Source organism: Methylomonas sp. 11b, from assembly GCF_000515215.1.
In the GTDB taxonomy this organism is placed as follows: domain Bacteria; phylum Pseudomonadota; class Gammaproteobacteria; order Methylococcales; family Methylomonadaceae; genus Methylomonas.
This window is the reverse complement of record NZ_KI911557.1, coordinates 5139619-5165158: the sequence shown is the minus strand read 5'-3', so window position 1 is coordinate 5165158 and position 25540 is coordinate 5139619. Positions and strand designations below refer to the sequence as shown.

21 protein-coding genes and 1 tRNA gene are annotated in these 25540 nt (G+C 50.8%); 8 read left to right on the top strand and 14 right to left on the bottom strand.

The features are described from left to right. The 5 genes from METH11B_RS0124705 to METH11B_RS0124680 all read right to left on the bottom strand — a co-directional run bounded on the left by METH11B_RS0124705 (window position 1) and on the right by METH11B_RS0124680 (window position 4713). On the bottom strand, window positions 1-660 hold the full coding sequence (locus METH11B_RS0124705) for a DUF2959 domain-containing protein (RefSeq protein ID WP_026604336.1): 660 nt from the start codon (window positions 658-660) through the stop codon (window positions 1-3). Beyond that, on the bottom strand, window positions 653-1219 hold the full coding sequence (locus METH11B_RS0124700) for an amino acid kinase family protein (RefSeq protein WP_026604335.1): 567 nt from the start codon (window positions 1217-1219) through the stop codon (window positions 653-655). Before METH11B_RS0124700 ends, METH11B_RS0124705 begins: the two co-directional genes overlap by 8 nt. Further along, window positions 1216-2589, bottom strand: a complete 1374-nt coding sequence (pabB, locus tag METH11B_RS0124695; protein WP_026604334.1) for an aminodeoxychorismate synthase component I — start codon at window positions 2587-2589, stop codon at window positions 1216-1218. Before pabB ends, METH11B_RS0124700 begins: the two co-directional genes overlap by 4 nt. Before the next feature lie 79 nt (window positions 2590-2668). Continuing rightward, the gene (locus METH11B_RS0124685; protein ID WP_026604333.1) at window positions 2669-3715 is read right to left on the bottom strand and encodes a hydantoinase/oxoprolinase family protein; all 1047 of its coding nucleotides are present in this window, start codon (window positions 3713-3715) and stop codon (window positions 2669-2671) included. Between the two features lie 8 nt (window positions 3716-3723). Continuing rightward, window positions 3724-4713 (bottom strand): ATP-grasp domain-containing protein, encoded by a 990-nt coding sequence (locus tag METH11B_RS0124680; RefSeq protein ID WP_026604332.1) that lies wholly within the window; start codon window positions 4711-4713, stop codon window positions 3724-3726. Window positions 4714-4733: 20 nt separating this feature from the next. Here METH11B_RS0124680 and METH11B_RS0124675 point away from each other — a divergent pair, with 20 nt between their 5' ends. Beyond that, window positions 4734-5462, top strand: a complete 729-nt coding sequence (locus METH11B_RS0124675; protein WP_026604331.1) for a HisA/HisF-related TIM barrel protein — start codon at window positions 4734-4736, stop codon at window positions 5460-5462. A 10-nt stretch (window positions 5463-5472) separates the two neighbouring features. Here the strand turns inward: METH11B_RS0124675 and fae are convergent, their stop codons facing one another. From fae to METH11B_RS0124650, 5 genes are all read right to left on the bottom strand, one after another. Further along, window positions 5473-5988 (bottom strand): formaldehyde-activating enzyme, encoded by a 516-nt coding sequence (gene fae / locus METH11B_RS0124670; protein ID WP_020482207.1) that lies wholly within the window; start codon window positions 5986-5988, stop codon window positions 5473-5475. An 85-nt stretch (window positions 5989-6073) separates the two neighbouring features. After that, the gene (locus METH11B_RS0124665) at window positions 6074-6940 is read right to left on the bottom strand and encodes a triphosphoribosyl-dephospho-CoA synthase (RefSeq protein ID WP_026604330.1); all 867 of its coding nucleotides are present in this window, start codon (window positions 6938-6940) and stop codon (window positions 6074-6076) included. After that, window positions 6934-7836 carry an ATP-grasp domain-containing protein gene (locus tag METH11B_RS0124660; protein ID WP_026604329.1) on the bottom strand — a complete coding sequence of 301 codons (903 nt, stop codon included), beginning with the start codon at window positions 7834-7836 and terminating at the stop codon, window positions 6934-6936. Before METH11B_RS0124660 ends, METH11B_RS0124665 begins: the two co-directional genes overlap by 7 nt. Window positions 7837-7922: 86 nt before the next feature. Continuing rightward, window positions 7923-8906 (bottom strand): methenyltetrahydromethanopterin cyclohydrolase, encoded by a 984-nt coding sequence (gene mch / locus METH11B_RS0124655; protein WP_026604328.1) that lies wholly within the window; start codon window positions 8904-8906, stop codon window positions 7923-7925. Window positions 8907-8911: 5 nt separating this feature from the next. Continuing rightward, window positions 8912-10012 (bottom strand): ATP-grasp domain-containing protein, encoded by a 1101-nt coding sequence (locus tag METH11B_RS0124650; RefSeq protein WP_081733881.1) that lies wholly within the window; start codon window positions 10010-10012, stop codon window positions 8912-8914. A gap of 75 nt (window positions 10013-10087) precedes the next feature. Here METH11B_RS0124650 and METH11B_RS0124645 point away from each other — a divergent pair. From METH11B_RS0124645 to METH11B_RS0124625, 5 genes are all read left to right on the top strand, one after another. After that, window positions 10088-10177 (top strand) — tRNA-Ser (locus tag METH11B_RS0124645). Between the two features lie 305 nt (window positions 10178-10482). Further along, entirely contained in the window at window positions 10483-10917 is a 435-nt protein-coding gene (locus tag METH11B_RS28910) for a hypothetical protein (RefSeq protein ID WP_081733880.1), read from the top strand. Window positions 10918-11082: 165 nt separating this feature from the next. Then, window positions 11083-12651 carry a recombinase family protein gene (locus METH11B_RS29890; RefSeq protein ID WP_155931190.1) on the top strand — a complete coding sequence of 523 codons (1569 nt, stop codon included), beginning with the start codon at window positions 11083-11085 and terminating at the stop codon, window positions 12649-12651. Next, on the top strand, window positions 12648-13550 hold the full coding sequence (locus tag METH11B_RS0124630; protein WP_026604324.1) for a plasmid partitioning protein RepB C-terminal domain-containing protein: 903 nt from the start codon (window positions 12648-12650) through the stop codon (window positions 13548-13550). The genes METH11B_RS29890 and METH11B_RS0124630 overlap by 4 nt, the downstream gene beginning before the upstream one ends. Further along, entirely contained in the window at window positions 13547-14428 is an 882-nt protein-coding gene (locus tag METH11B_RS0124625) for a plasmid partitioning protein RepB C-terminal domain-containing protein (RefSeq protein ID WP_026604323.1), read from the top strand. The genes METH11B_RS0124630 and METH11B_RS0124625 overlap by 4 nt, the downstream gene beginning before the upstream one ends. Before the next feature lie 22 nt (window positions 14429-14450). Here the strand turns inward: METH11B_RS0124625 and METH11B_RS0124620 are convergent, their stop codons facing one another. From METH11B_RS0124620 to METH11B_RS0124605, 4 genes are read right to left on the bottom strand one after another with little or no spacing between them, the layout of a single operon-like run. Further along, window positions 14451-14981, bottom strand: a complete 531-nt coding sequence (locus METH11B_RS0124620) for a hypothetical protein (RefSeq protein WP_155931189.1) — start codon at window positions 14979-14981, stop codon at window positions 14451-14453. Further along, window positions 14959-16845, bottom strand: coding sequence for a DUF927 domain-containing protein (locus tag METH11B_RS27375; RefSeq protein ID WP_026604321.1), 1887 nt, complete (start codon window positions 16843-16845; stop codon window positions 14959-14961). The genes METH11B_RS0124620 and METH11B_RS27375 overlap by 23 nt, the downstream gene beginning before the upstream one ends. After that, window positions 16838-17278, bottom strand: coding sequence for a hypothetical protein (locus METH11B_RS29620; protein ID WP_026604320.1), 441 nt, complete (start codon window positions 17276-17278; stop codon window positions 16838-16840). Before METH11B_RS29620 ends, METH11B_RS27375 begins: the two co-directional genes overlap by 8 nt. Next, window positions 17271-17513 (bottom strand): helix-turn-helix transcriptional regulator, encoded by a 243-nt coding sequence (locus tag METH11B_RS0124605; RefSeq protein WP_026604319.1) that lies wholly within the window; start codon window positions 17511-17513, stop codon window positions 17271-17273. Before METH11B_RS0124605 ends, METH11B_RS29620 begins: the two co-directional genes overlap by 8 nt. A gap of 717 nt (window positions 17514-18230) precedes the next feature. Between METH11B_RS0124605 and drmD the strand changes: the two genes are divergently transcribed. Together drmD and METH11B_RS0124595 are read left to right on the top strand one after the other, a co-directional pair. Next, a complete protein-coding gene (gene drmD / locus METH11B_RS0124600; protein ID WP_026604318.1) occupies window positions 18231-21386 on the top strand; it encodes a DISARM system SNF2-like helicase DrmD in 3156 nt (1051 codons plus the stop codon). Beyond that, window positions 21383-25537, top strand: a complete 4155-nt coding sequence (locus tag METH11B_RS0124595) for an Eco57I restriction-modification methylase domain-containing protein (RefSeq protein WP_026604317.1) — start codon at window positions 21383-21385, stop codon at window positions 25535-25537. Before drmD ends, METH11B_RS0124595 begins: the two co-directional genes overlap by 4 nt. Window positions 25538-25540: the final 3 nt, after the last annotated feature.

The window sequence follows — 25540 nt, the reverse complement described above, 5'->3', positions numbered from 1 at the left end:
TTATCTGCGCACCGGGGCCGGCAGTTGTTTCTGTTCCACCAGAACCGCAACAAACTGGCTGGCCTCGCTGATGGTTTTCTCCATCACCTCGATCAATCTCGAAATATCCACACCAATTTCCATGAACTCGTGCCGCAGTGCAGCGATGGCATGGGCGTTCAGGTTGTGTTTTAAAAACAGCACCTGATCCTGAAACGCCGCCAATACCGGATGCATGCGGTTTTCCGCAGTTTGCAAGGCTTTTAACAACCGAGCGTATTGTTGCCGAGATTTTTTCAACTGCTGCTGGCTGCGCGCCTTCAAGGCCCGGTTGCTATATAAAGCCAGCTCGGCTTCCCATTCGTTGAACAGAGCCTCGCTAATCTCTTCCACTGCCTGAATCCTTTGACTGACTTGATCGGCCTTACCCTTGCATAGATCGTAGCGGCGCTTAAGCTGCTGATAGCGTTGTTCCATCGAACTATCCTGCACATTGACGATGCTTTTAAATTTATCCAGTGCATCGACGAATTGATCCCGGCTGTCCTTCAAGCTCTCGCAAGCCTGCCCAACCTGCATCACTACGATGTCGCGCTTTTGATGACCCAACAAGGACTCGCGGCTTTGGTAGTAAGCCTTGCGCAAACGTTTGTTCAGAATGGCTTTGATAAAATTAATCATGGTGGGACAGGAAACGGTCTTTATTAATCACTTTGATTTTGTAGTGTGCCTGGGCGGTGAAGCGTGGAAAAGCAGCGTCGAGTATGCCTTGTTGCTGTAAGCCCAGCAAACTCGCTTGCTCCGGAATCGCCGCCGATTTAACGATAATTAGCTCATCGGCGTTGATATAGCCAGCCAACCAGGCCGCCAAACTATCGGACGTTATATCCCAACTAGCGGCAATCCCGGCTTGATCTAATTGCTCGACTTGCGGAGACCAGATCAGCACCGGTTTGAGTTGCGACGCACAACGTATACTTTCCGCATCGGCGACGATTACAAACTCGGGCATTAGGCTCTGGATCAACAAGGCCATTTGCTGCATCGCCAGAATTGCCATCCGGTGTGCGGCGATATCGTCGAAACGCCATTGACTTTGCGCGATACGCACTTGTTCAGCAAACGGTCCGCCGCCGGGCACAATAACAATTGGGCCGGCGCGATTTGCGATTGCTGCCAAACAAGCGGGCAAGGCTGCTGTTTCCAGTAAGCTGCCGCCCAGCTTGATCACACAAGTCATGCGCTGAATTGTTTGAGCAACTGCAATAAGGCGGCGGCCTTGTCGAAGCATTCCTGATATTCTTCGTCCAGCACCGAGTCGTTGACAATGCCACCACCCGCCCAAAAACGTATCGTGCCGTGATTGTGGACCAGAGTACGAATCGCGATATTGGTATCCATATTGCCGTCAAAGCCTATATAACCAATTGCACCGCAATAGATGCCGCGCCGATGCGGTTCCAACTCCTCGATGATCTCCATCGCGCGGATCTTCGGCGCGCCGGTAATCGAGCCACCCGGGAAACAGCTGCGCAATAAATCGATGGCATGTTGACCGGCGGCAAGCTGGCCCGTGACGGTGCTTACCAAATGATGTACGGTGGTATAGCTTTCTACCGAGAACAGACTAGGCACCCATACCGAACCCTTCTTGCAGCTTTTGCCCAAATCGTTGCGCAACAGATCGACGATCATCACATTCTCAGCCCGGTCTTTGGTGCTGGATACTAAGTCTTCGATCTGCGCCTGATCTTCTTCCCAGTCGCTTCGACGCGGCCTGGTACCTTTGATGGGTTTGGTTTCCACCGCGCCGTCGGTAACTTTTAAAAAGCGTTCCGGCGAAGAACTTAAAACCTGCACATCCGGGAAATTGAGATAGGCACTAAAAGGTGCGGCGTTGATCTGCCGCAATACTTGATAAGCTTGCCAGGGGTCGCCCTGACAAGGGCTTTCGAAGCGCTGGGTCAAATTAATCTGATAACAATCGCCCTCTTTCAAATAATGTTTGATACGCCGAAAAGCCGTGGTGTAAGCATCTTTGTCCATATTGGCAACCGGCGCGTGCAGCACTTTAAATTCCGCAGTGTCAGCCGGTTTAGAAATCGCGCTGAATTCGGCGATTAGTCTTTGCTGCTCGCTTTCCGGTAAATCGATACTGACCAACCAGCTTTGCCGACGCTGATGATCGACAATCACCGCCCAGCGGTAAATGCCCACCGCCATTTCCGGCAGTTGTTCGGCGTCGGCGGCCATAGCCGGCAGTCGCTCTATGCGTCTGGCAAGATCGTAAGCAAAATAACCGATGGCCCCACCGTTGAACGGCAAACCGTCCACACTGGCCAACGGCACACCTAATTGCTGTTTCAATAACTCGAAAGGATCCTCCGCGCTTTCGCTAATCACGCCATCGCGCTCGATAAGGGTAATATTGCCACGCGTTTGCAGGGTTGCGATTGGGGCGTAGGCGATGATGTCGAACCTATCCTGCTTGCTATGCGGCTGGGTGCTATCCAGAAATACTGCCCAAGGCTGCTGCGCCAGCGGGGCAAATAATGTTGCACTGTCTTGAAAATAAGGCAGCGATTGTTTGATGGGTTTTGCTAAAGGCATTAAGGGGTGCTGTTAAACGGCCGGAATGTGCCGCAAGGACATGATTTGCAATACACCGATTTTACCCCAGCCACCGGCTTTAACCAAACCGGCCGGCAAGATAAGCCACGGCGGCGGCCGGCGCGCAGTCGGCAGCATCAATACCATTGGTTTTAGGGGTTGATGACAGCAAATCGTTAAAGTCCAGATACTCAACTCCCAAATCTCGAGCAATGTCCCGCGCCAAAAATCGGCCGACGCCAGCACCGACAAATTGGATTGCCGAGCGCGATTTTGCCTTTTGCAACTGCCTGACACACGCCTGACTAATTTTGTGATGTTGCTTGGCTTTAAGCTGCTCGGCAAATGCCGCCCAGAGTGCGTGATCGCTCTCACTGAACTCGTAACCGGTCAGTCGCGACAAGCGCCGGGCGCTGGCCGAAACCGACTTTTCCGCGCCATCGGCGGTATCGCTCTGATCGTGAGCTTCGTTTAAATCGCCGGTCAAGCGATACACATCGGCCATTGTCGCAAAATACTCGGCCATCAAGCCCATTTGTTGACCGTTGAATTCCGCTTCTTGCGCAATTGCCATTACCGCCGTGCGGACAATGCCGGTATACACTAGCTCGCCGCAGACCAAGCGCTGATAGTCGGTAAAGCCTTGGACTTTGAGCTGATGATTTTCGACCAGCAAAATATCGGTAGTGGTACTGCCTATATCCACAAATAAGGCATTTGGCAGGCGCTTTGCCACCAGTAACAAGCTGGCTAACCAGTTAGCGGAGGCGATGTCCATGCAATCGGCCGACTGAATTTGCGCTGCCGGCAAAAAGCCGCGCAAGCCGGCAAATACAGATACCCTCTCGGCGTTGAAATGCTCGCAAACTGCCTGAACGATAGCATTGACCCCCTGCTCGCGACTGGTAAAACAATCCACTAGCTCGCCGGTCATCGTCACGGCATGCTGGCAAGCTTGCAAATCGAATTGGCCGGCTAAATCGGCCAAGGTACCATGCAAGAAATCCACGCCCTTCCATAGCGGACAAGCCTGCTGAGCAACTGCCTGGACATGCCCGGACTCATCGAGCAACGCCAATTTGACGTGCGCACCGCCAATGTCCCAACCTGCAATCTGTTTGTTCATTCTGCTTTTTAATTGATACTGATTTGAACCGTTTCATTTCGACAGGCCTGCAACACCGGGTCGGCATGCCGCAGGCGCAAAACCTGTTCGGCGACGTTGATGCCGGTCGCTTGCTGGATACCGGCAAAGGAACTGGTCAAACGCGGATTGATTTCCAAAACTAATGGACCTAATTCGGCGTTCTCGATAACATCAATACCAACATAGCCCCACAAGCCAGGCATGGCTTCGGCGATTTGCTTTATCAGCTTATGATAAAAATCCAGCTTATCGGTTTGCATATTGACTAAACAGCCTTGCAAACTGAATCTGCCTTGCTCCAAAACGATTTCCTGGTGGTTGTAGCAGATAAGCCAGGCTTGACCATGCTTGAACAAACAAGACAAACTGGCGGCCTGACCGTTGGTATAGGGTTGTAAAACGTAATGTTGCGGCTCACTCAATCCGGCAACGGCGGTTGCCAACTGCTCGGCTTTAATTACAAAACTATCCATGCAACCAACGCCGTCGGCGATTTTCACTACGACATTATCGTCTGGGCCATCCATCCCCTGACCAAGTAAACGAGTTTCCACCATCGGAATTGCCCGTTTTACCAGCACTTGGTAGGTCGCAAATTTATCGGCACAGATTGCCAGCGTCGCTGGGTTGGATAATAAAACCTCGACGTTCGCGGCAATAGCAAGCTCGGCTAAGCTTTGCAAAACACCGTCAGTTTCCGGCGCGATTGGCCAAAACAAATCGGTTTCATAAAGTAAATCCCGCAGCAGCGCAAAGATGTCGCCATTGGCATTTACTCTTACAATTTCCACTTGCGTCAGCATATCCGGTCTGGCACAACGTTCGTCAAGCGGTATGCATAGCTGAATATTTTCCAGACACTTCAGTTCGGCGATTAAAGCCTGTAACATCATCGCGCCTTCCGTCGCCAACGAAGCAGGCAATGCCTGTCCGACCAAACCGCCGCCGGTAATATATTCAAATACTAGAATTTTCAATTCTAAAACTCGCTTGGCCTATGCAGATTATTCCAGTCATTGATTTGAAAGACGGCCTGGTGGTCCATGCCGCAGGAGGCGACCGCAGTCGTTATCAACCCGTACATCACACTTCCTCACTATGCGATAGCAGCGTGATAACCGAGGTCGTGACCCATTTTTTAAAGCTGCATCCATTTCAAACGTTTTATATTGCAGACCTAGATGCTATTGGCAGCAACGGCAATCACAACAATGCCATCGACGTCTTGCTTAGCCAATATCCAAACAAGGAGTTTTGGCTGGATAACGGCAGCAGCCCCCAAACCGTATCTATGGCCACTCAACCCAGCAAGTGCAAACCGGTCATCGGTACCGAATCGCAAATACTGCCAGTTTCTTTAAAAAACACCGATCTCATCCTGTCGCTGGATTTTAAACATAACCAGGCTTTAGGTCATCCGAGTTGGCTTGAAAGTCCTGAACTGTGGCCGGACAACGTTGTGGTGATGACCTTGGATTTGGTAGGCAGCAATAAGGGCCCGGACTTTGCAAAACTCAGCCGGCTTTGCAAGGATCATCCCGATAAACATTTTGTCGCCGCTGGTGGGGTCCGGGACGTTACAGATCTCATGCGACTAGAAACTATCGGCATTGCCGCTGTGCTATTGGCCAGCGCCCTGCATAACGGCAGTATCGACGCCGTCGCACTGGAAAAATTTAGGCAAAAAAATACCCCGGCAAGCCGGGGTATCTTCGACAGCCTTTGAAACTAAAAACTTAAACGTTGTTAGCAGCAAATGGGTGTTTTGCACCAGATTTAGCAGCAACTACTTCTTTAGCAGTTGGAGTGCCGGCAACAGCGCGAGCGATTGCTTCTTTGGTAGCTTTGTAGTTGAATTCTTCGATTTTTGCATCGTCTTCAGCCAACCAGTGGATGAAAACACCTACAGAAATGAACAAATCGTCAGCTTCATCAGCAGGAATAGTGCCGTCTTCAACGGAATCAGCAACCGCCATAGCAACAGCGCGTTGAGCTGGTCCAAACATTTGAACGGCTTGTTTTGCACCTTTGATGGTTACTTTGTTGAACAGGATGGTTGCTGGTTTAACCAACAGGTTAGGAGCAACAACAGCCAACAGAGTTGAAAAACCGTCTTTGTTGTTTGTCAAAGCGTTTGCGAAAGCAGTTTCAGCTGCTGAGCCGCGTGGGCCGATGATCAAATCGATGTGAGCAATTTCGTTGCCTTCACCAACCAAAGATTCGCCAACGCGCAAGTTATTGATTTTTGCCATTTTAAATTTATCCCCTAAAGATAAGATTGAACCAAAAAAATAGACACTTTCGTGTCTCAAGATTGTAGTTTCTGCTTAGTTCCCTCTATAACCCACCGGTTCCTTCACCGATAAGTTGTTCCAGAAGCACCACCAGTACTGTCGCTACAGTTATGTCAGCTGTTGTACCCGGATTGATCCTTTGTGCCTTAAAAGCTTTGTCCAGATCATACAATACTGGCAAAAGCTCTTCAGGCTCACAAGCTGTTTGCATTGCTCTATCGAGCTTTTGCATCTCAGCCTTGATCCACTCTGAATACCGCTCTCCATACTTCCGCTCAATATGACTATCGGGATATTGAGCCAACATTGCGGCAAAAACCGCTAACGCCGCCCAAGCACAATCGCCAGACAAAACGAAAGCACGATTATATCGTAAAACGCCGAAATCAAAAACGTCTTTAAAAATAGTTGCGTATTGCAGCGCGATTCTATCCCTGTCGGCGGCGAATGCCATGGCTTCCGTCAGCGTCACATCGGCGGGTTTCTGAACATCGTGTTGCGCGGAATCGCCCAAGCCGGCCGGAGCGGCCAAGGTGACAGCTTTAAAGACCCAATCGGCATCCCCGCGGCTGGTATTTTCCAATAATTGCCGTAAACCATCGCGCAAGTTCTCGCCGGATGCCAGCTTAGCAGCGACTTGCAACAAGGGTGCACACAACAGAATAATGCCCAAATTGGTATTGCACGCCACTGCTTCTCGGGTTGCCTTGACGGCGTAATAAATTTTTTCGCCCAAGCCGTATTCCGGATTGGTGATCGGCTCGCTACTGACGCGAGCACTGACGCGGAAATCTTCGACCGTCATATCGTCTGCGGCACTATAAACGCTGACATTGCCTGGCTTGAACGCTTGCAGCTCGATTTCACAGGCTTGCAGGTAAACGTCCATCAATTGCTGCCGACTCAGCATACTTGGTCCTGTACACAATAACGATCAATTAAATCGGCCACCAGGCATTCGGCGATATTAATATCGCAAACGCTTTGCAAGCCTTTCCAGGCCGGCACGCTGTTTACTTCAATCACCCGATAATCACCTTCGACATCCTGGATCACGTCCACACCGGCGTAATCCATTTTTAACGCGGCGACTGCAGCAATCGCCAGTTCTGCCAAATCGGGTTCCAGTTCAATACATTCGCAAGACGCGCCTCTGGCTACATTATTCAGCCAGGAAATTCCGCGCCGACGCATCGCAGCGACCGCCCTGCCGTTAATCACGAACACCCGAACATCGGAATAACCGTCGCCCGCGCATTCGACAAAGCGCTGCAAATAATAAATACCGCGACTGCTGGTCAACCACAACAAATCGGTGGATTTTTCGATACGCCGAATGCCCTCGCCTTGCGAACCGAATAAGGGCTTACTGATTAGATAATAGCCTTCACGTAACTGTTGCTCAGCAATTACCAATGCTGCGTCACGATCCCGCAACACCCAGGTCTGTGCGGTTGCCAAGCCAACGTGTTGCAATAAAAAACTGGTCATACCCTTATCGACGCTACGCTCGATCGCGCCGGCATCGTTATATACCGGCACCCCCAGTATCTTTAAGGCGTGCAAGACATCCAAATAAAACACCACCTCTTCCAGTGAACCGCCGGGCACGCCGCGCACGAATACCGCCGACGGCAATTCTTGCTCAAAACCCGGCATTAAAATGGGTAAATCGGCGACCGTTAACTGCAATTTGCAGGCAGTCAGCGATACATAGTCGGCGGCATAACCGCGCTCGGCAAAAGCCAAGCACAACTGCTTGCCATGCCAACCGGGATCATCGGTAATTATTGCAATTCGGCGCAAGGGAAGTGTGTCGAAAAAGTTAGCGATACAAGCTAACCGACCCTGCGCGGCAAGGCCAGTCAGATGTGGAAAAGAGTTAGAGCGAATTAAGCCCCGAACGAAAGGTCAAGCAAGGCATTGTCCAATTTACCGGCGCGGAAACTTTTGCCGGATTCGACCGCGGTGACGATAACGCTGGCAGGGCTGAACAACATCGCATCCACTTTGAAGAAATCATATTCGTAGGCTTTGAAAATTTCAGCAAACGGCTTGCCGTAATCTTTTGATGTCGAACTTGGCAATTCCTTAGCCAATTTTTCCGCCGCTTCATCACTGCCTTTCACGAACAAATGCACTTGGCCGGCAAACAAAATCGCGTCATTGGTACGCCCCATCGCTTTAACAAAGTTAGGATGCGGAGGACAAATCGGCGCACTGCCGGAACCGTCGACGATGTTTTCCAACGGGAAATGCAATGCATGGGCTTTGTGCATTGCCACTTCCAACACCCGGCCGACTACTTGTACGCCGCCAGCCAGACTGCTGGTTGGCGTAACGATGATGGTCAGATTGGCTGGCGATACGCCACAAGCCGCCGCGACTTTCTCGACGATTTCCACCGGTGGTAACGCATCGTTTTCGATGACTAAAGCGGTTTGTTCCGCGCTATCGCGGTATTCCAATTCCTTATAAAGCTCTTCCACCGGCTCGACCGCACCATCCTTGACTTTGGTGGCCATCGCCCGCGCCGGACCTGAACCCAGAGCATAATATTTGCCATGCGACAAACTCCAACCCGCATATTGACTACCCAGGCAAGACAGCACCGGGTTGCTCGCATGTACGTTAATGGTCAGCGGCCAGTGGGTGGTGTACGGGCTTTGCGAGATCGTCGCGGTACCCAAACCGCCCATGCAGATTTCGGTGATAATCCGTCCGGCTTCCAAACCGCCCGGCACTTTGATACCGGCGTCGATAATGGTGCAGCCGTTTTCCAGCTTTTCGATACCCAACCGTAATTTATCTGCGTTATCCAGCAGTTGTTGAACCAAGGGCTGGGAAAATTTATTGACGCTTGCCTGGTATTGCATGAGTTTTAAAGACCTGTTTCCAAAAGATTTGCAAGGATGCGTTGTTGGCGATGCAGATTATCCAGCACCTGCCCCGAGTTTTTTCCGCTGGCAATAATACTGCATATCGGCTCGCCTGTGGCAACAATTGCGCCGGGATTCGGCCTATCTACTGCCCATGCCGGCCACTCCAGTCGCTGGGGAATCACCACGTTTTTTTGCGCATAAACAATCTGATAAGCACTCGGCTCCGCCGATAATGCGACACTATTGTCCCGACTGTTTTGACAAGCCTGTAGATGTGTCAATAGCAGTGATTTACCGTAAAGCTGGGCGCTAGCGGAAATCCGCGCGTTGATTTCCAACACGTAACATGTGCCGTCACGTAGGATAAAATCCATGCTGTTTAAACCGCGCAATCGATAGGCATTAACAAGCTTATCCAACCAGTCGGCAATATCAGTCTGAATAGATATGGAAACCTGGGCATGGCTGACAATCCCCTGAAACAGAAACGATTGCCCGCCATCCGACTTTACAGTCCATTGCTCGTTAAAACCGATTAGCTCAGCCCCATCACGCTTCGCTGCAAACAACACGGACATCGAACGGCCTTCGATATAGCGCTGCCAATAGCCGTCGGCAAACTCGTCATTATTACAGAGTCTAATCCCCAAGCCGCCCTCGCCGCGCCAAGGCTTTAACAACCAGTCAAAACCATCCTCAGGCTTCGTAAACACCACCGGCGGATGCGGAATTGACAACGAATCGAGTCTGGCAAAAAAATCACGCTTGTCCTGGGCCCGTTGAAAAGTGGCTGCAGAATTCCCAATAATCCGCCAATCCTTTTCCAGACTGCTCAAGGTTTCCGGGTAAGTTTCCAAACCACTGCCGAATAACAATTCGGTTAAGCCGTAAATCTTCCGAACCGCTGCCACTGCACCCCTAACATCATCCCAGGCCAGTGAAGCCACCTGATATGTCTGCTTTGCCATTTGCCGAGTATCGCTATCGGCAAAGCAATCAATAGACACCACTTCGCATCCGGAATCGATGCACATTTGCACCAACATCCGCGCCGATTTGGCAATTACTAACAAACACTTAGGTACTAAACAAGATTCCATTCGGCTGCGACATGAAAGTGGAACGGCAAAAAACGCTGGATTTTAAAATATTTTCTGTAATAATACGCGGCTGTTGGAGAGCTGGCTGAGCGGTCGAAAGCGGCGGTCTTGAAAACCGTTGAAGGTTTATCCCTTCCTGGGGTTCGAATCCCTAGCTCTCCGCCATTATTTTTAATTAAGGCCTTGATAAATAACGATTTATCAAGGCCTTAATTTTTTATACCCTACTCCCTACCCTACTTTTGATTCTAATAACCATCACTGCTTCCATTTCAGTGTGCGTTATTTGATACAGGATCATTATCAGCCATTTGTGGAATCCGCAGACGATTCTAGTCAAAGCTCGCAAAGTTATAAACATCCCTGCCGTAAAGCCACGACATCAGCAAAATTCAATCAAGCCAAGCCTTATTTCACTTTTTAACTCATTTGATTGCGCTCAATACGCATTTTTGTATAGGGAGCTTTCAATGGCGATTAAACAATGCCCCGCTTGCGGCCAGTCTTTTCAACCACGTCCACAAGTTCCACTCCAAACCTATTGCTCAGCGCCTTCGTGCCAACAGCATCGTAAACGACAATGGCACCGCAACAAACTGAAAACAGACCCTGATTATCAAGAAAACCAACAACGGGCTCAACAATCCTGGATAGAGCGCAATCCCGATTATTGGCGTCAATATCGTAAATCTCATCCAAAGTATGTTGATCGTAATCGTACATTGCAGCGGACACGCAACGCCAAAGCCAAGACTAATCCAATTGCAAATATGGACGCGTCAACTCCAGCAAAGCTGCTGCCATCGGGGATTTACCGACTAAGTTTGGTGACAGAAGCCAATATTGCAAAGATGGACGCTTGGATTGTAGAGATTACGGCACATGCTTGTGAATGTCGGCAATAAGCCCGCGTTGCAAAGAGATGACTGGATCGGCAAATCACTCAGATTCTTATACCGTATTGTCAGTTCTCTCTTGATAAACCCTGGATTGGCTGTCCCCGCTGATAGCTCAAGTCCACCAGTGGCTTAGCGAGAGCCTAATTTTCATGCGCACGGGGATCATCAGGTTTGATTAATCAAATTGAATCCAATGAAGAACACCCAGAAACGCTCAAAAAATCACGCGCGGTGGAATATGTTCGAATGTCGACCGAGCACCAGCAGTACTCCACAGAAAATCAGTCTGACAAAATACGAGAATACGCCGCTCGTCATGATATTGAGATCGTCCGAACCTACGCCGATGCCGGAAAAAGTGGTTTGCGCATCGATGGCCGCGTTTCATTACAACAGCTGTTGAAAGATGTCGAAAGCGGATCTGCCGACTTTTCGATGATTTTGGTTTATGACGTTAGCCGCTGGGGTCGATTTCAGGATGCTGATGAGAGCGCATATTATGAATATCGGTGTCGGAAAGCGGGTATTCAAGTTACTTACTGTGCCGAACAGTTTGAAAACGACGGTTCACCTGTTTCCACGATTGTCAAAGGCGTTAAACGGGCTATGGCGGGCGAATACAGTCGAGAATTATCGGCTAAAGTTTTCGCCGGGCAGTCCAGACTGATTGAACTCGGTTTTCGTCAAGGTGGTCCCGCTGGATATGGTCTCCGCCGGGTATTACTCGATCAAAACGGTTGCATTAAAGCCGAACTGGCCAGAGGCGAACATAAAAGCCTGCAAACCGACCGTGTCATCCTCATGCCTGGTCCCGAGTCGGAAATCCGCATCGTCAATTTGATGTATCACTGGTTCATCGAAGAAGGCTTGGTAGAATCCGAAATTGCCGAACGCCTCAATGGCATGGGAATACATACTGACCTGGACCGGCAATGGACTCGCTCCACGGTGCAAGAGATCCTGACCAACGAAAAATACATTGGTAACAATGTCTATAACCGCATTTCCTTCAAGCTCAAAAAGCTGCGAGTGGTTAACCCTTCTGATATGTGGATCAAAAAAGAAGGCGCATTCGAACCTATCGTACCGCCTGAACTGTTTTACACCGCGCAAGGCATGATTCGAGCCAGAGTTCACCGATATACCGATAAAGAATTAATCGAGCGTCTGCGAGCACTTTACCAGCGCAAAGGATTTCTGTCGGGATTGATCATCAACGAATCCGAAGGCATGCCATCCACGTCCGTTTACGCGCATCGTTTCGGCAGCCTGGTGAGAGCCTATCAAATGGTCGGTTTTACGCCCGATCGGGACTATCGATATCTGGAGGTCAACCAATTCCTTCGTCGTTTTCACCCAGAAATCGTCAATGAAACCGAACGCCAGATTATGGCATTAAGTGGCGCCGTCAAACGCGACGCTGGCACGGATCTGCTGCAAGTCAATAATGAATTCAGTGTTTCCATAGTATTGGCGCGTTGCCAGAGTACCGAGAGTGGTCGTCATCATTGGAAGGTCCGGTTTGATACCAGCTTGGCTCCTGACATTACCGTGGCGGTTCGCCTTGATGAGACAAATCACGCCGCACTCGATTACTACCTATTACCGCGACTGGATTTCGATCAACCCCGCATCCGTCTCGCCGAACATAATCCAATCGAATTCGAAAGCTACCGTTTCGACAGTTTGGATTATCTGTACGGGATGGCGGAACACACTCGTTTGAGGAGAGCAGCATGACCGAAACAATCAAGACCGGCCAAATGCAAATGATCCCAATTGACTTGATTGATGTCCTCAATCCCAGAGAGAGAAACAAACGGGTGTTCGAGGAGATAGTCACCAATATTCAAACAATCGGGCTCAAGAAGCCGATCACTGTGACACCGCGACCCGCAACAGACGGCACCGACCGCTACCTTTTGGTGTGCGGTGAAGGCCGAATGAAGGCATTTCATGCTTTGGGTGAAGCAACAATTCCTGCCCTGGTTATCGAAGTCAGCGACGAAAATGCATTCATCATGAGTTTGACCGAAAATATCGCTCGCCGCCATTATCGACCGTTAGAGTTATTGGCGGGTATTCAGCAGCTTCACGAACAGGGATACGACAAAAAAGTCATCGCCCAAAAAACCGGACTCTGCGTCGAGTATGTCCACGGCATACTCACGTTGCTGATGAAAGGCGAAGAACGTTTGTTGGTTGCCGTGGAAAAAGGCAAAATCCCATTGAATGCTGCCTTATCCATTGTCGGCGCGGGCGATGATGATCAAGCCATCCAGGCCGCCCTTCAGGAAGCCTACGAGACTGGAAAGCTACGCGGAAAACAATTGATACAGGCGCGACGAGTTATCGAACGCCGACAAACATTAGGACCTTCGGTTGCCAAAGGTACGCCACGAAAAGCGCAAGATGTCACGACCGCAAGTTTGGTCAGAGTCTACCAAAAGGAAGTCGACCGCCAAAAACTGGTCGTTAAAAAGGCCCAGTTGACTCAACAACGCTTGTTGTTCGTCGTCAGCGCCCTTCGTGAACTATTTGCCGATGAGAATTTCTCGACGCTTCTGCGCGCTGAGGGCTTGGACTCTCTGCCGAAATATCTCGCTGAACGCGTGTTGTCGGGAGGTCGTATGATATGACCAAAATATCTTTAGGATTCAGTTTAGAACCGATTTCAGTGCCGGTAGATAAGATCCTGCCCTCACGCAGAACACCTACTGGCGTTACCACCTCGCGAAAATATTTGCAGATACGCACATCGATACAGGAAATTGGACTGATTGAGCCACTATCGGTCGGGCCTGCCGATGCTAAAACCGATCAACTTATTTTACTGGATGGCCACATCCGGCTGATCGCATTACAGGAGTTGGGGCATCTCGAGGTTCCATGTCTGATTGCTACTGATGACGAGAGTTACACGTATAACAGTCGCATCAACCGATTGTCGACGATACAGGAACATCACATGATTCGCCGCGCTATCGAACGGGGCGTCACTCCAGAAAGGCTCGCCAAGGCTCTAAGCGTTGATCCCCGTACCATTGAACGCAAAGCGGCATTACTGGAAGGCATATGCCCTGAGGCCGCAGAACTATTGAAAGATCACCAATTCCCAACGGATTTATCACGGGTATTGCGAAAAATGAAACCGACCCGTCAACTTGAATGTGTCGAGCTCATGATCTCAGCCAATACCATCACCATAAATTATGCTGAAGCACTATTGGTCGCCACTCCGTTATCAATGCTTGTCGAAGGCAAAAAGCCCAAAAAACTGAGCGGTCTGACTACGGAGCAAATTGCCAAAATGGAGCGAGAAATGAGCAATCTTCAAGAACGATACAAAATGGTTGAGCAGACCTACGGGCAAGATGTCCTCAATTTGGTGTTGGCTAAGGGCTACTTAGCCAAATTACTTGAAAACCCAGCAATAAAACGGTTTCTGCAGCAAAGGCAGCCGGAATTCTTGGCTGAATTCGAGGCCATTGTTCAAACAGTATCACTGGATCAATGACGAGCTGGATTCGCAATTTAGCTTAACGCTGTTCAAAGCTATGACACCGCCGCCATTTATCTACCATAATCCGCCAGCCGAATTCGGTGCATCGTTGTTCTTGCCCCTGTAGGAATCGACAACTGGCACATCGCACGAACCCCCGTGTATCGCCATGGTGAATTCGCAGAGTATCTTCGGCCAGTTGCAGGGCGTAAGACAGGATTTCAGGGTTTGCGGTGCATTTGCTGAGAAACTCGTCGATGACCGATGAATCGGTTTCGCCGATCGCTTTCAGGTAGGCCAGGAGTCTGGCTTGATCTTGATTTTGAAGCTTGTTGAAGTTGTTTTGTTGGTATTCGGTATTTTGAGATGTTACTGGTATTACCGGTGTTACGGCCAGATCTGGCACGGGTTGCAGGGGTATTACCGATTCAGGATCGGGTAACACTGGTGTTACCGCTGCAATATTTTCATTTTGCTTTGCGTGATGTTGATCATCCGGCTGAGACTGCCCGTCGGCTGCCTCCGCCAGATAATGCCGTATCACGTTAGCCAGCATGGTCGTCGTCAAACTGAATCACGTAAAACCAGCCCGAGCCGCCATGGACTTTGGCCTGGGTGACATGCTTTTTTGGGTTGGGTCCGGATTTTAGGACACCTTGGCCGATCAGCATTTTGACCGCCAGTGCCAGATCGGCATGGCCAATGGCCTTTTTGAAACCCGCCGTGCTGAACAACCATTGCCGGCCGAGTTCGATTGGGCGCCAATAACCGGAACGCTCGCCGTGCAGGCGGTTGGCATCGTCGGTTTTGGTAAAACGGCTGTCGCCATACAGTTCGACGTATTGCCGTAACGCGTTGACCAATTGCTGGGGTTCCAGTTCGCCGGTTCCTCGCTGTTGACGCCAATGGTTGAAGCAGATCAGTGCCGCCTCCATGGCGATGCGTTCTGGCCAGCCCGTGACGCCATATTCGGTTGCCAGTTCCCCCGCCAGACCAATCAAGGCAAAGTTGCGGGCGGCGCGGGCTTCCTGCGCTGATAAGGGACCGAAGCGCTGTTCGAAAATGCGAAAACACTGATCCAGGTAAGCGGCAAAATCGCGTGGATCGCGGGTCAAGCGTTCCAGAAAGGCGATGCCGGCGGTGCCATAGTGCTGCGATGTATGTTGATGCAATGCCATGGCAAAAGCTCGACCACTGCCGTAATCATGCAGGTCGTCAAAAGCACCGTGTTGACCAAACACCGACAACTGCAGAAAGCGCACTAGTTCGCCGGCTTTGACTGGAATACCGGCCTTATTCAGATGGGCTTCGATGGAGTCTTCGCCGTTGGACAGAATCGCTACCCGCCAATGCTGATGCGCCATGGCTTTACCATTGATCGTGGCCCGTTGCTTGCCGACGCCATTGGCCAGCAGATACAGCGACTTGCTGACATCCTGGGCATCGGCCTTACTCATTTCATCCAGACACAGCAAGCCGTCGTTAACCTGGACGGCGGCTGATTCCAGGCCATTCAAGGTGGCCGTCCAGGAACGCTGGAAACGTTTCGGTTCACCCCAGACACTGGCGGCGACTTGCATGCCGCTGGTCTTGCCCTGACTGGAGGGCCCATAAATATGAATGGCCAGACTGTCCAGATGGCACTTATCCAACAAGGGGCCACAAAAGGCCAGCGAAACCATTAACAGTAAATAAGGATTACCAGGGCATAAGCCCGCCACCTGTTGTTGCCAGCTGGACAAGCTACCCGCTTGACGATACAAGTTACTGTTTACATTTCCCTCGGACTGCAGAATTACGGCATCACTGGAATCGCCGATACTGCGGTCCGGCAGCACATAAAGGTTATCAAACCAACCGGGCTTCGCTGTGATCCAGACCGTTCGGTCAGGCTGTTGCTGACACAGATATTCCGCCAGACGACTGCGTTGCGCGTAGTGAATATCCAGGCCTTGGTCGAACAAGGCTTTCTGCAGCTCATCGCCTCGGCCAGCCAATAAGCGGCACGGCATGTTCCACTGTTTGAGTTGTCCCAGACGATCGCGAAATTCCAGTAATAAACCGAAGTCGCCACCCAGCCGGTTACGGGCAATGGCCACCGCCTGCAACACGCCACAGATTCGGACATCGCGCAGCGCCGGCGGCTCCTTGGCCGACGACTTGCCGAGAAAGTGGTAATACACACCGGCTGGCCACCTATAATCAGGACCGCAGGTGTGTTCATACACTTGGTAACAGGGCCGACTAGAGGCGTCGGGAAAAAGTGCTGCCGCATCCTTCTCGGATTTGGCAGCACCGATGGATTGACGGGCTTGTTGGATCTCGGCTAAATCGGTGGACGACAACTGCGATGGCAAAAATCGGCCGATGGCGGTTACCAATCCACCTTCGGCCTCGTCATCCAATAACGATTTGGCGTCAACCTCAGCCATCGTTGTCCCCATTAAGGCGATAAACAACAATCTCCTCCCGCACTTGAACCCAACGCTCACCAACCGGTAAACAGGAGTCGTATTCAAATGCCGATTGACTGAAATCCACCCAACTAGGCAAGACGGCAACACATTCGGCACCAGAGCCCAGCAGCACCTTGACCAGCACCAATACCTCATCGTGACCGGCAGTCTGATCAATTTGCCACTCGACGATAAGCATCTGGCCCAGCACCGGCCAACGATACTGGGCCGGTGCTGAGTCAGAAGGACAAACCAGTGCCCATACGGTGGGATTGGATTGCCAATGACGTGCGCGCTGCCAGGCACCACGACCGAAGCAAATCATAATCGGCCAGGGTGGCGACGTGGATTGCAGTCGGGCGATCAGCTCCTTGCCAAATGGCGGCAACGGCAGTCGTTGATCAGGCATTCGCGTTGCCGGTACATTGAGCGCCTAAACGTGCAATGAGCTCGGCAATATCCTCCACCCGCCAGGCCGTCATATTGGGACCCATTTTGATCGGCTTGGGAAAGATGCCTTTTTTGATGCCATCCCACCAGGATGATTTACTCATAGGCAGCAATCCAGAAATGGGCGGCTTGGCTTTTGGATCACCAATAATTTGTTTCAAACGTAGAAAACCAGTTTCCGGTAATTTACTCATGTCTATTAACCTCAGAATCATTTGAAAAAAATGGGGCGATAGTCATTAATACAAGAGACCTATCCCCCTGCTCAGACCGTTGCCGGTCCAGTCTGCAATCCATTGGATTGCGTAATGTCGCGTCGGACAGAATATCCAAATCGAGTGGCGACTCGCTTGCAGCTAATGACGAATTTGGCATCAGCTGCAAGATCGGAGAATTATTTTTGTCTGATGCGATCTGCGGACGTATTTTTCAGCAAAAATTTTGAAATCGACTTGCAATAAATTGCTATTTCGCAATTTATTGCAGGATTAATAAAAAAATTTTCGATGGATGCCGGCCAATGCCTGATAAACGGGGGTCAACGCGATGACAGCCGTCCGGAAACGTCCTGGGGAATATTGTGAAGCGTAAACTTGGAAGGTCGTCTTCGAAATCGCGATAGTTATTGCGATTTGGACAATTGGCGAAATTTTTTTTTGGAAAACCGACTGCGCCGCGTCTAAAAAATTACCTGGTTTTGATTACCTGACACCGAGTAACTAAAGCACTTTGCTGATAGCGCATTGGTAGCTGATGAACAAGTGACTCCACCTTATTGTTGGTTCGCTTAATACTTTGCCCCCTTGAACCTTCGTTACTGAAACCTCGGATTAATTTTCTCGCAGGTAACTATTGATGTTGGTGTAGCATTTGGCTTTATTTATTAGCATAGCTTTGAATTAGGGAAGAAAATGCAGACAACACCGGAAATTGGCCAGCTTGCTATCGTTCGCAAGCGTCCCTTCGTTGTTACGGAAATCATTCCGGCAGCACCCGGAATTGGACGAGATAACCCCAACCACTTGATCAAACTCTCGTCGGTCGAAGACGATGGATTGGGAGAGGAGCTGCAAGTTATATGGGAGCTGGAGCCAGGCACATCGGTTTACGAAAAATCTACGCTTCCGAACCCGGACTCATTTGATCATCCCAAACGCTTGCAAGCCTTTCTGGATGCAGTTCGCTGGGGAGCCGTTTCGCAAGCTGATGACAAAGCGTTACAGTCACCTTTTCGTAGTGGCATTGAATTAGACGACTACCAGCTCGATCCCGTCGTTCGGGCACTGTCCATGCCGCGCGTAAATCTTTTGATTGCTGACGATGTCGGTCTCGGCAAGACTATAGAAGCAGGACTAGTCGTGCAGGAAATGATTCTGCGCCACCGTGTCCGTTCTGTATTGATTGTCTGCCCCTCGTCTTTGCAAGTGCAATGGAAAGAGGAGATGCGCGATAAATTCGGTCTCGAATTTCGTATCATCGATAGCAATACGATCAGTCAATTGCGCCGTAAGCGCGGCATCCATGTCAATCCATGGACACATTTTCCGCGGTTGATTACTTCCGTTGACTATCTGAAACGTGAGCGTCCGTTACGGACTTTTCGGGAAACCTTGCCAGCAGGCGATCAACCCACTTACCCGCGGGCATACGATTTACTCATCGTCGACGAAGCCCACAACATTGCCCCTTCTGGCCGCGGCAAATACGCTACGGACTCGATGCGCACCTTAGCTATTCGCTCATTGACTCCGCATTTCGAGCATAAATTATTTCTCTCCGCGACACCGCATAACGGTTACCGCGAAAGCTTTGCGGCACTATTGGAATTGTTGGACAGCCAGCGCTTTGCCCGCGCCATAACCCCCGATCGCTCTCAATTAGACGCCGTGATGGTTCGGCGCATGAAATCCGAGCTTAAATTGCGCTGGGATGGCAGCCGTCGTTTTGCCGAAAGACTCGTCAAACATTTGGAAGTGCCATATACAAATGAAGAACGACTGGCTCACCAAGCCTTGCAGCATTATTCGGAACTGCGTCTTAAACACGCTAGCTCAGACGGCGAACGCATGGCTGCCGAATTTGTCTTGAAACTGCTCAAAAAGCGCTTGTTCTCTTCGCCAGCTGCTTTCGGCAGCACGCTGGAAAAACACATCGCATCCGTCGGTAAGCAAAGCGGCAAAGTGATTGCCAACCGCGATATTGCCGACTTTTCCGATGACTACGCAGACGACGATGAATACGAACTCGAAACCGGCGAAGTCGTCAGTTCAGTCAGTCAATCGTTATCAGCCTTGACCAGCGAAGAGCAAAGCCTACTCAGACAGCTCAGCGACTATGCTGTCAAAACCAGTTTGCGACCGGACAGCAAAGCCGAGACCCTGATCAACTGGCTCAAAAACTCTTTGCGCCCAGGCGGACTATGGAATGAAGAACGTGTGATCATCTTCACCGAATACCGCGCCACACAAAAATGGCTTTTTGACCTGCTTGCCCGTGAAGGCTTCGCCGAAAATGAACGCCTGGAGATGATCTATGGCGGCATGGACAATAAGCAGCGCGAAGCCATCAAAGCGGCTTTCCAGACTCACCCCAAGGATTCCACTGTTCGCATCTTATTAGCGACTGATGCTGCATCCGAAGGTGTCAACTTACAAAATTATTGTTCCAAGCTGATTCATTTTGAAATCCCCTGGAACCCTAACCGTATGGAACAGCGCAACGGCCGGGTGGATCGTCACGGTCAAAAAGCGGACGAAGTGAATATTTATCACTTTGTCGGCAAAGGCTTTGATAAGGCTCAATCTACTGCCAAGGTGGGCGACCTGGAAGCCGATTTAGAGTTTTTGATGCGCGCTGCGCTCAAGGTGGAAACCATACGTGAAGACCTTGGCAAAGTTGGCCCGGTAATCGCCACACAAGTTGAAGAAGCTATGCTCGGCAAACGCCAGCGCCTTGATACCAGCCGTGCTGAGCAGGATGCTGAACCCGTGCGCCGCATGCTGAAATTTGAACGCAAACTACGCGAGCAACTGGAAAAACTGGCCGCTCAGTTACACGAAACCCAGCACGACCTCAATCTCACGCCCGACCATATCGAAAACGTGGTTCGAGTTGGCTTGGAACTCGCCGGTCAGCCTGCACTGATACCGGTCGAGATAGACGGCATTTGGCCCGACCCGACCTGTCTGCGGAAAACTTGCCCGGTATTTCATTTACCGGCGCTATCGAATAGCTGGGCGCAATGTACCGATGGACTGGCTCATCCACACAGCAAAACCATTCGCCCGATTGTTTTTGATGCCGCTTTGGCAACCGGTCGTGACGATGTGGTTTTGGCCCATCTCAATCATCGTTTGGTGCAAATGTGCTTGCGACTGTTGCGTGCCGAAATCTGGTCACTGGACAGCCAAACGCAGCATTTGTCGCGTGTCTCGGCCTGCATCGTTGATGATTCCGCCTTAAGCCATCCCGTGGTGATTGCGCATGGCCGAATTGTCGTTTTAGGTGGCGATAATCATCGATTGCATGAAGAAATCATCACCGCCGGCGGCGCCTTAATTGAAGGCCGCTTTAACCGATTGAATGTCGGCGAAACCAAAGCTGCTTTAGAATCAGCTACCGATACATCCACACCTGCTGCAATAGAAGCCCGCTTCCAATCGCTATGGCCAAAACACGCTGATAGCTTACTGGCTGCCCTGGAAGCGCGACGCGTCGACCGCACCAAAAATCTGGAAAAAACGCTGGAAGAACGCGCCGAAAAAGAAGTCAGCAAACTAACCACCACCATGACCGAACTACAGCGCTCGATTCAAGCCGAACTCGCTCCCCACCAAATCGAACAATTAGACCTGTTTCTCCTGGGCGACGATCTTGGTAAACAACAGCGCGAACGCGATCTATCGGCATTGCGTAGACGACTAGAGGAAATTCCCGAAGAAATTGAACGCGAATCACGACATATCCGCTCGCGCTTTACTAATCCCCATGCCCGACTATTCCCGGTCGCGGTTACCTGGTTAATCCCGCGTAAAGCCGTACTCGAAATCACCGGGGGTAAAGCATGAGCCAGCCGCCTAACGTTTCGCGTCATCATGCCGACTGGTTGTCGCTGGTCGAAGTCTCCGGGCCATTTGTTTCATTGCCGGTATTACTTATAACCTTTCCGCAAGGTCTGGACGCTCGCGATCCGGCGCAAGCCAAAGTGTTACGCGCTGCCTATGAGGAATGGCAAGACAACCCCAATGGCCCCGGCAAACAGCGTGCCTGGATACTGCATGTCCTAACTCAGCTCCTGGGGTATCCGCAAGATCTGATTGCCGAAGGTCAAACTCTACCTGCTGGCCTCGAAGCCAGCTTGCCGGAAATGGGCGAAACCCTGCGTCCGGATTTTGCCTTAGTAAGCCCTGCTGGTTCCCACAAACCGGGCCAATCGCAAATGTTGATAACGATTTACCCGTCCGAACAGGCACTGGATAAACCGGTGATGGGTAAACTCTGGAAAGCCACACCCGCCACCCGCATGATGGAATTGCTGCACGGTGCCGATGTGCCATTAGGGTTGGTCAGTAACGGCGAACAATGGATGTTGGTCTATGCGCCCCGCGGCGAAATTACAGGTTATACCTCCTGGTATGCCAGCCTCTGGTTAGATGAACCCATTACCCTGCGCGCTTTCCATTCCCTGCTGAGCATCCGTCGCTTCTTTGGTGTCGCCGAAGGCAGCACGCTGCAAGCCATGCTTAAAGAAAGCGCACAAGATCAGCAGGAAGTCACTGACCAACTCGGTTACCAAGTCCGGGAAGCGGTTGAAGTATTGGTGCAATCCTTCGATGCCTTGGACAAGGAAAGCAACCGTGTCTTATTAAAAGGCGTCAGTGCCAAAAGCCAGTACGAAGCAGCACTCACCATCATGATGCGTTTGGTGTTTCTGTTTTCTGCCGAAGAACGCGACCTGCTGCATTTGGGCAAACCACTGTATGACGAAAACTATGCCGTTTCCACCCTGCAGGAACAACTCCAGGAAGTAGCCGACCGTTACGGCGAAGAAGTGTTGGAAAGACGCTACGATGCCTGGACTCGACTATTAGCCACTTTTCGCGCGGTACATGGTGGTGTCGATCACCAGGATTTAATGATGCAAGCCTACGGCGGCTCGCTGTTCGATCCTGACCGCTATCCTTTTTTGGAAGGCCGCAGTATCGGTAGCACCTGGCGTAACAGCAGTGCCGAGCCGTTGGCCGTCAATAACCGCGTGGTTTTGCATCTGCTCAACTCCTTGCAAAGACTGCGCACTAAAAATGGTCCCGCAGGCATGTCAGAGACCCGCCGCGTATCATTTCGTGCCTTGGGCGTGGAGCAAATTGGCCATGTCTATGAAGGTTTGCTCGACCACACCGCGGTCCGGGCCCATGAAATCGTGTTGGGAATTGCCGGCACCCGAAAAAAAGAGCCGGAAATACCCTTGTCCGAGTTGGAAGCCTTACTGGCGGACAGCCAAGATAAACTCATCAATTTTCTCAAAGACGAAACCGGCCGATCCGTGTCAGCGTTGCGCAAAGCCTTGGAACAAGGCAGTTTGCTTGACGGACACAAGCTATTGCTCGCTTGCGGCCAGGATCAAACCTTGCTGGAACGCTTGCGACCCTTTGTAGGCATTATCCGTGACGATTCCTTTGATCGACCGCTGGTGGTCTTGCCCGGTAGCACTTATGTCACCACCGGCACCACCCGGCGCAGCACCGGCACCCATTACACCCCGCCGACACTGACGGAACCGGTGGTTCAGCACACGCTGGAGCCTCTGGTGTATCAAGGCCCCGCCGAAGGTTGGCCGCATGAGCAATGGCAACTCAAATCGCCCAAACAAATTCTGGCACTCAAAGTCTGCGATATGGCGATGGGTTCCGGCGCCTTCCTGGTACAAGCTTGCCGCTATTTGGCTGAGCGTTTGGTGGAAGCCTGGGAGAACGAGGAAAAACGCCATCCCGGCGAAGTATTGACCAGTCCGGAAGGTGAGTTTTCCAAAGCCGCGCCCAGCGAACGCTTGATTCCACAAGATGCCGCAGAGCGCATTGCCATCGCCCGCCGGGTAGTGGCTGATCGTTGTCTGTATGGCGTGGACATCAACCCAATGGCCGTAGAAATGGCCAAGCTGTCGATGTGGCTAATTACCGTCGATAAACACCGCCCGTTTACGTTTTTGGATCATGCCTTTAAATGCGGCGATTCGCTATTGGGTATTACCTCACTATCGCAATTGGAAAACTTCAGCTTGCGGCCAGACGAAAACAAGCAAACTTCGTTTGCAACGCTGAATTTGTGGCGACATATTGACGACGCGAAAAGCAAGCGCGAAGCCCTCGAAGCGATGCCGTCTGATACGCCAGAGCAGATCGCAACCAAAATGACGTTGTTTGCTGAAGCAGAAGAAGCGGTCGCCAAACTAAATGCCGCCGCCGATGTCTTGCTTGCCCTGGAATTGCAGGGATTAAGCGGAAGAGCCTACGAAGGCAAACGGGATGAATTGGCGGATCACATGATGGTGTATTGGGCACAAGGGCTATCCGATTTACGAGGTTACGCGGGGCAGCAAGTGGGCGAACGCCATTGTTTTCATTGGGCGTTGGCCTTCCCTGAAATTACCGGCGCCGGCGGTTTTCATGCTTTCGTCGGTAATCCACCGTTTATTGGGGGGCAAAAGATTACAGGTACCTTGGGTACAGATTATCGTAATTACTTGGTATCCCATTTGGCTGATGGGCAAAAAGGCAGTGCGGATTTGTGCGTATATTTTTTCCTGCGCATTGGGCAATTGTTGCAAGAAAAGGGCTCGGCGGGATTGTTGGCCACTAACACTATCGCCCAAGGTGGTAGTCGAGAAGTGGGCTTGGACCAAATGACAGCAGCAGGTTTTAGCATTCCGCGAGCAGTGCCATCTATGCCTTGGCCGGGTGCGGCGGCATTGGAAGTAGCAAATGTTTGGATTTATCGTGGCGTTTGGTTTGGTATGTTCAGTCTAAATGACGTGGTGGTGTCCGGCATTACGCCATTTCTAACTCCGCCCGGACGTTTACAAGGTAACCCTGAGTGCTTGAAGGCTAACGAAGCTAAATCTTTTATTGGGTCCTATGTCTTAGGTATGGGGTTCGTCCTTGAGCCTAAATCAGCCGCGGCCTTGATTGCACAAAACGCGAAAAACAAGGAATGCTTATTTCCGTATCTTAACGGCGAAGATTTAAACAGTCGCCTAGATCAGTCGCCGTCGCGTTGGGTTATCAATTTTCATGATTATCCGCTAAAACGCACTGCCGACGGCGTTTGGCTGGTTGCAGACGAAAAGCAAAGAAAGGCGTGGTTGCAATTAGGGATTGTGCCTGCCGATTATCCAGAACCTGTCGCCGCCGATTACCCGGATTTGTTGGCGATTGTTGAAGAGAACGTGAAACCAGAGCGGATGAAAAATAATCGAGATGTTTATCGTATTCGTTGGTGGCATTATGCCGAAAAGCGTCCAGCTCTATATGCCACTATTGCAGAGATGGCTCGGTATCTCATTCATCCACTTACTAGTAAGCATCACAATCTAGTTTTTTATAGTCATGGTCAGGTTCCAAGTCACATGACTGTTATTCTGGCTATTGATTCTTGGGCTGAATATGCACTTCTTCAAAGTAAAGTTCATTGGAAATGGGCTTTAGAATACGGTAATAAAATTGGCGCTGGAAAGGATCCTCAATACACCCCATCCCAGTGCTTTGAAACATTTCCATTCCCAAGAAACTTTAATCATTTGGAAACTATAGGTGAACGCTACTACCAGCATCGTCAAATCATCATGCAAACCCGCCAAGAAGGGTTGACCAAAACCTACAACCGGTTCCACAACCTTACAGAAACTGCCGACGATATTGTCGAATTGCGCCGTTTGCATGAGGAAATGGACAACGCCGTTGCTGCAGCCTATTGTTGGCAAGATTTACCACTCGACCACGGTTTTCACGAAACCAAACAAGGCCTACGTTACACCATAAGCGAAAATGCCCGCCGCGAAGTCCTCGACCGCCTGCTGGAACTGAATCACCAACGCTACGCCGAAGAAGTCGCTGCCGGTTTGCACGACAAAAAAACCGCCAAGTCTGCTGGCACTGGCAGTGACCGCAAGAAAAAAACCGAGCCTGCTGTAGCCAATGAACCCGAACAATTCCAACTTTTCTGAACG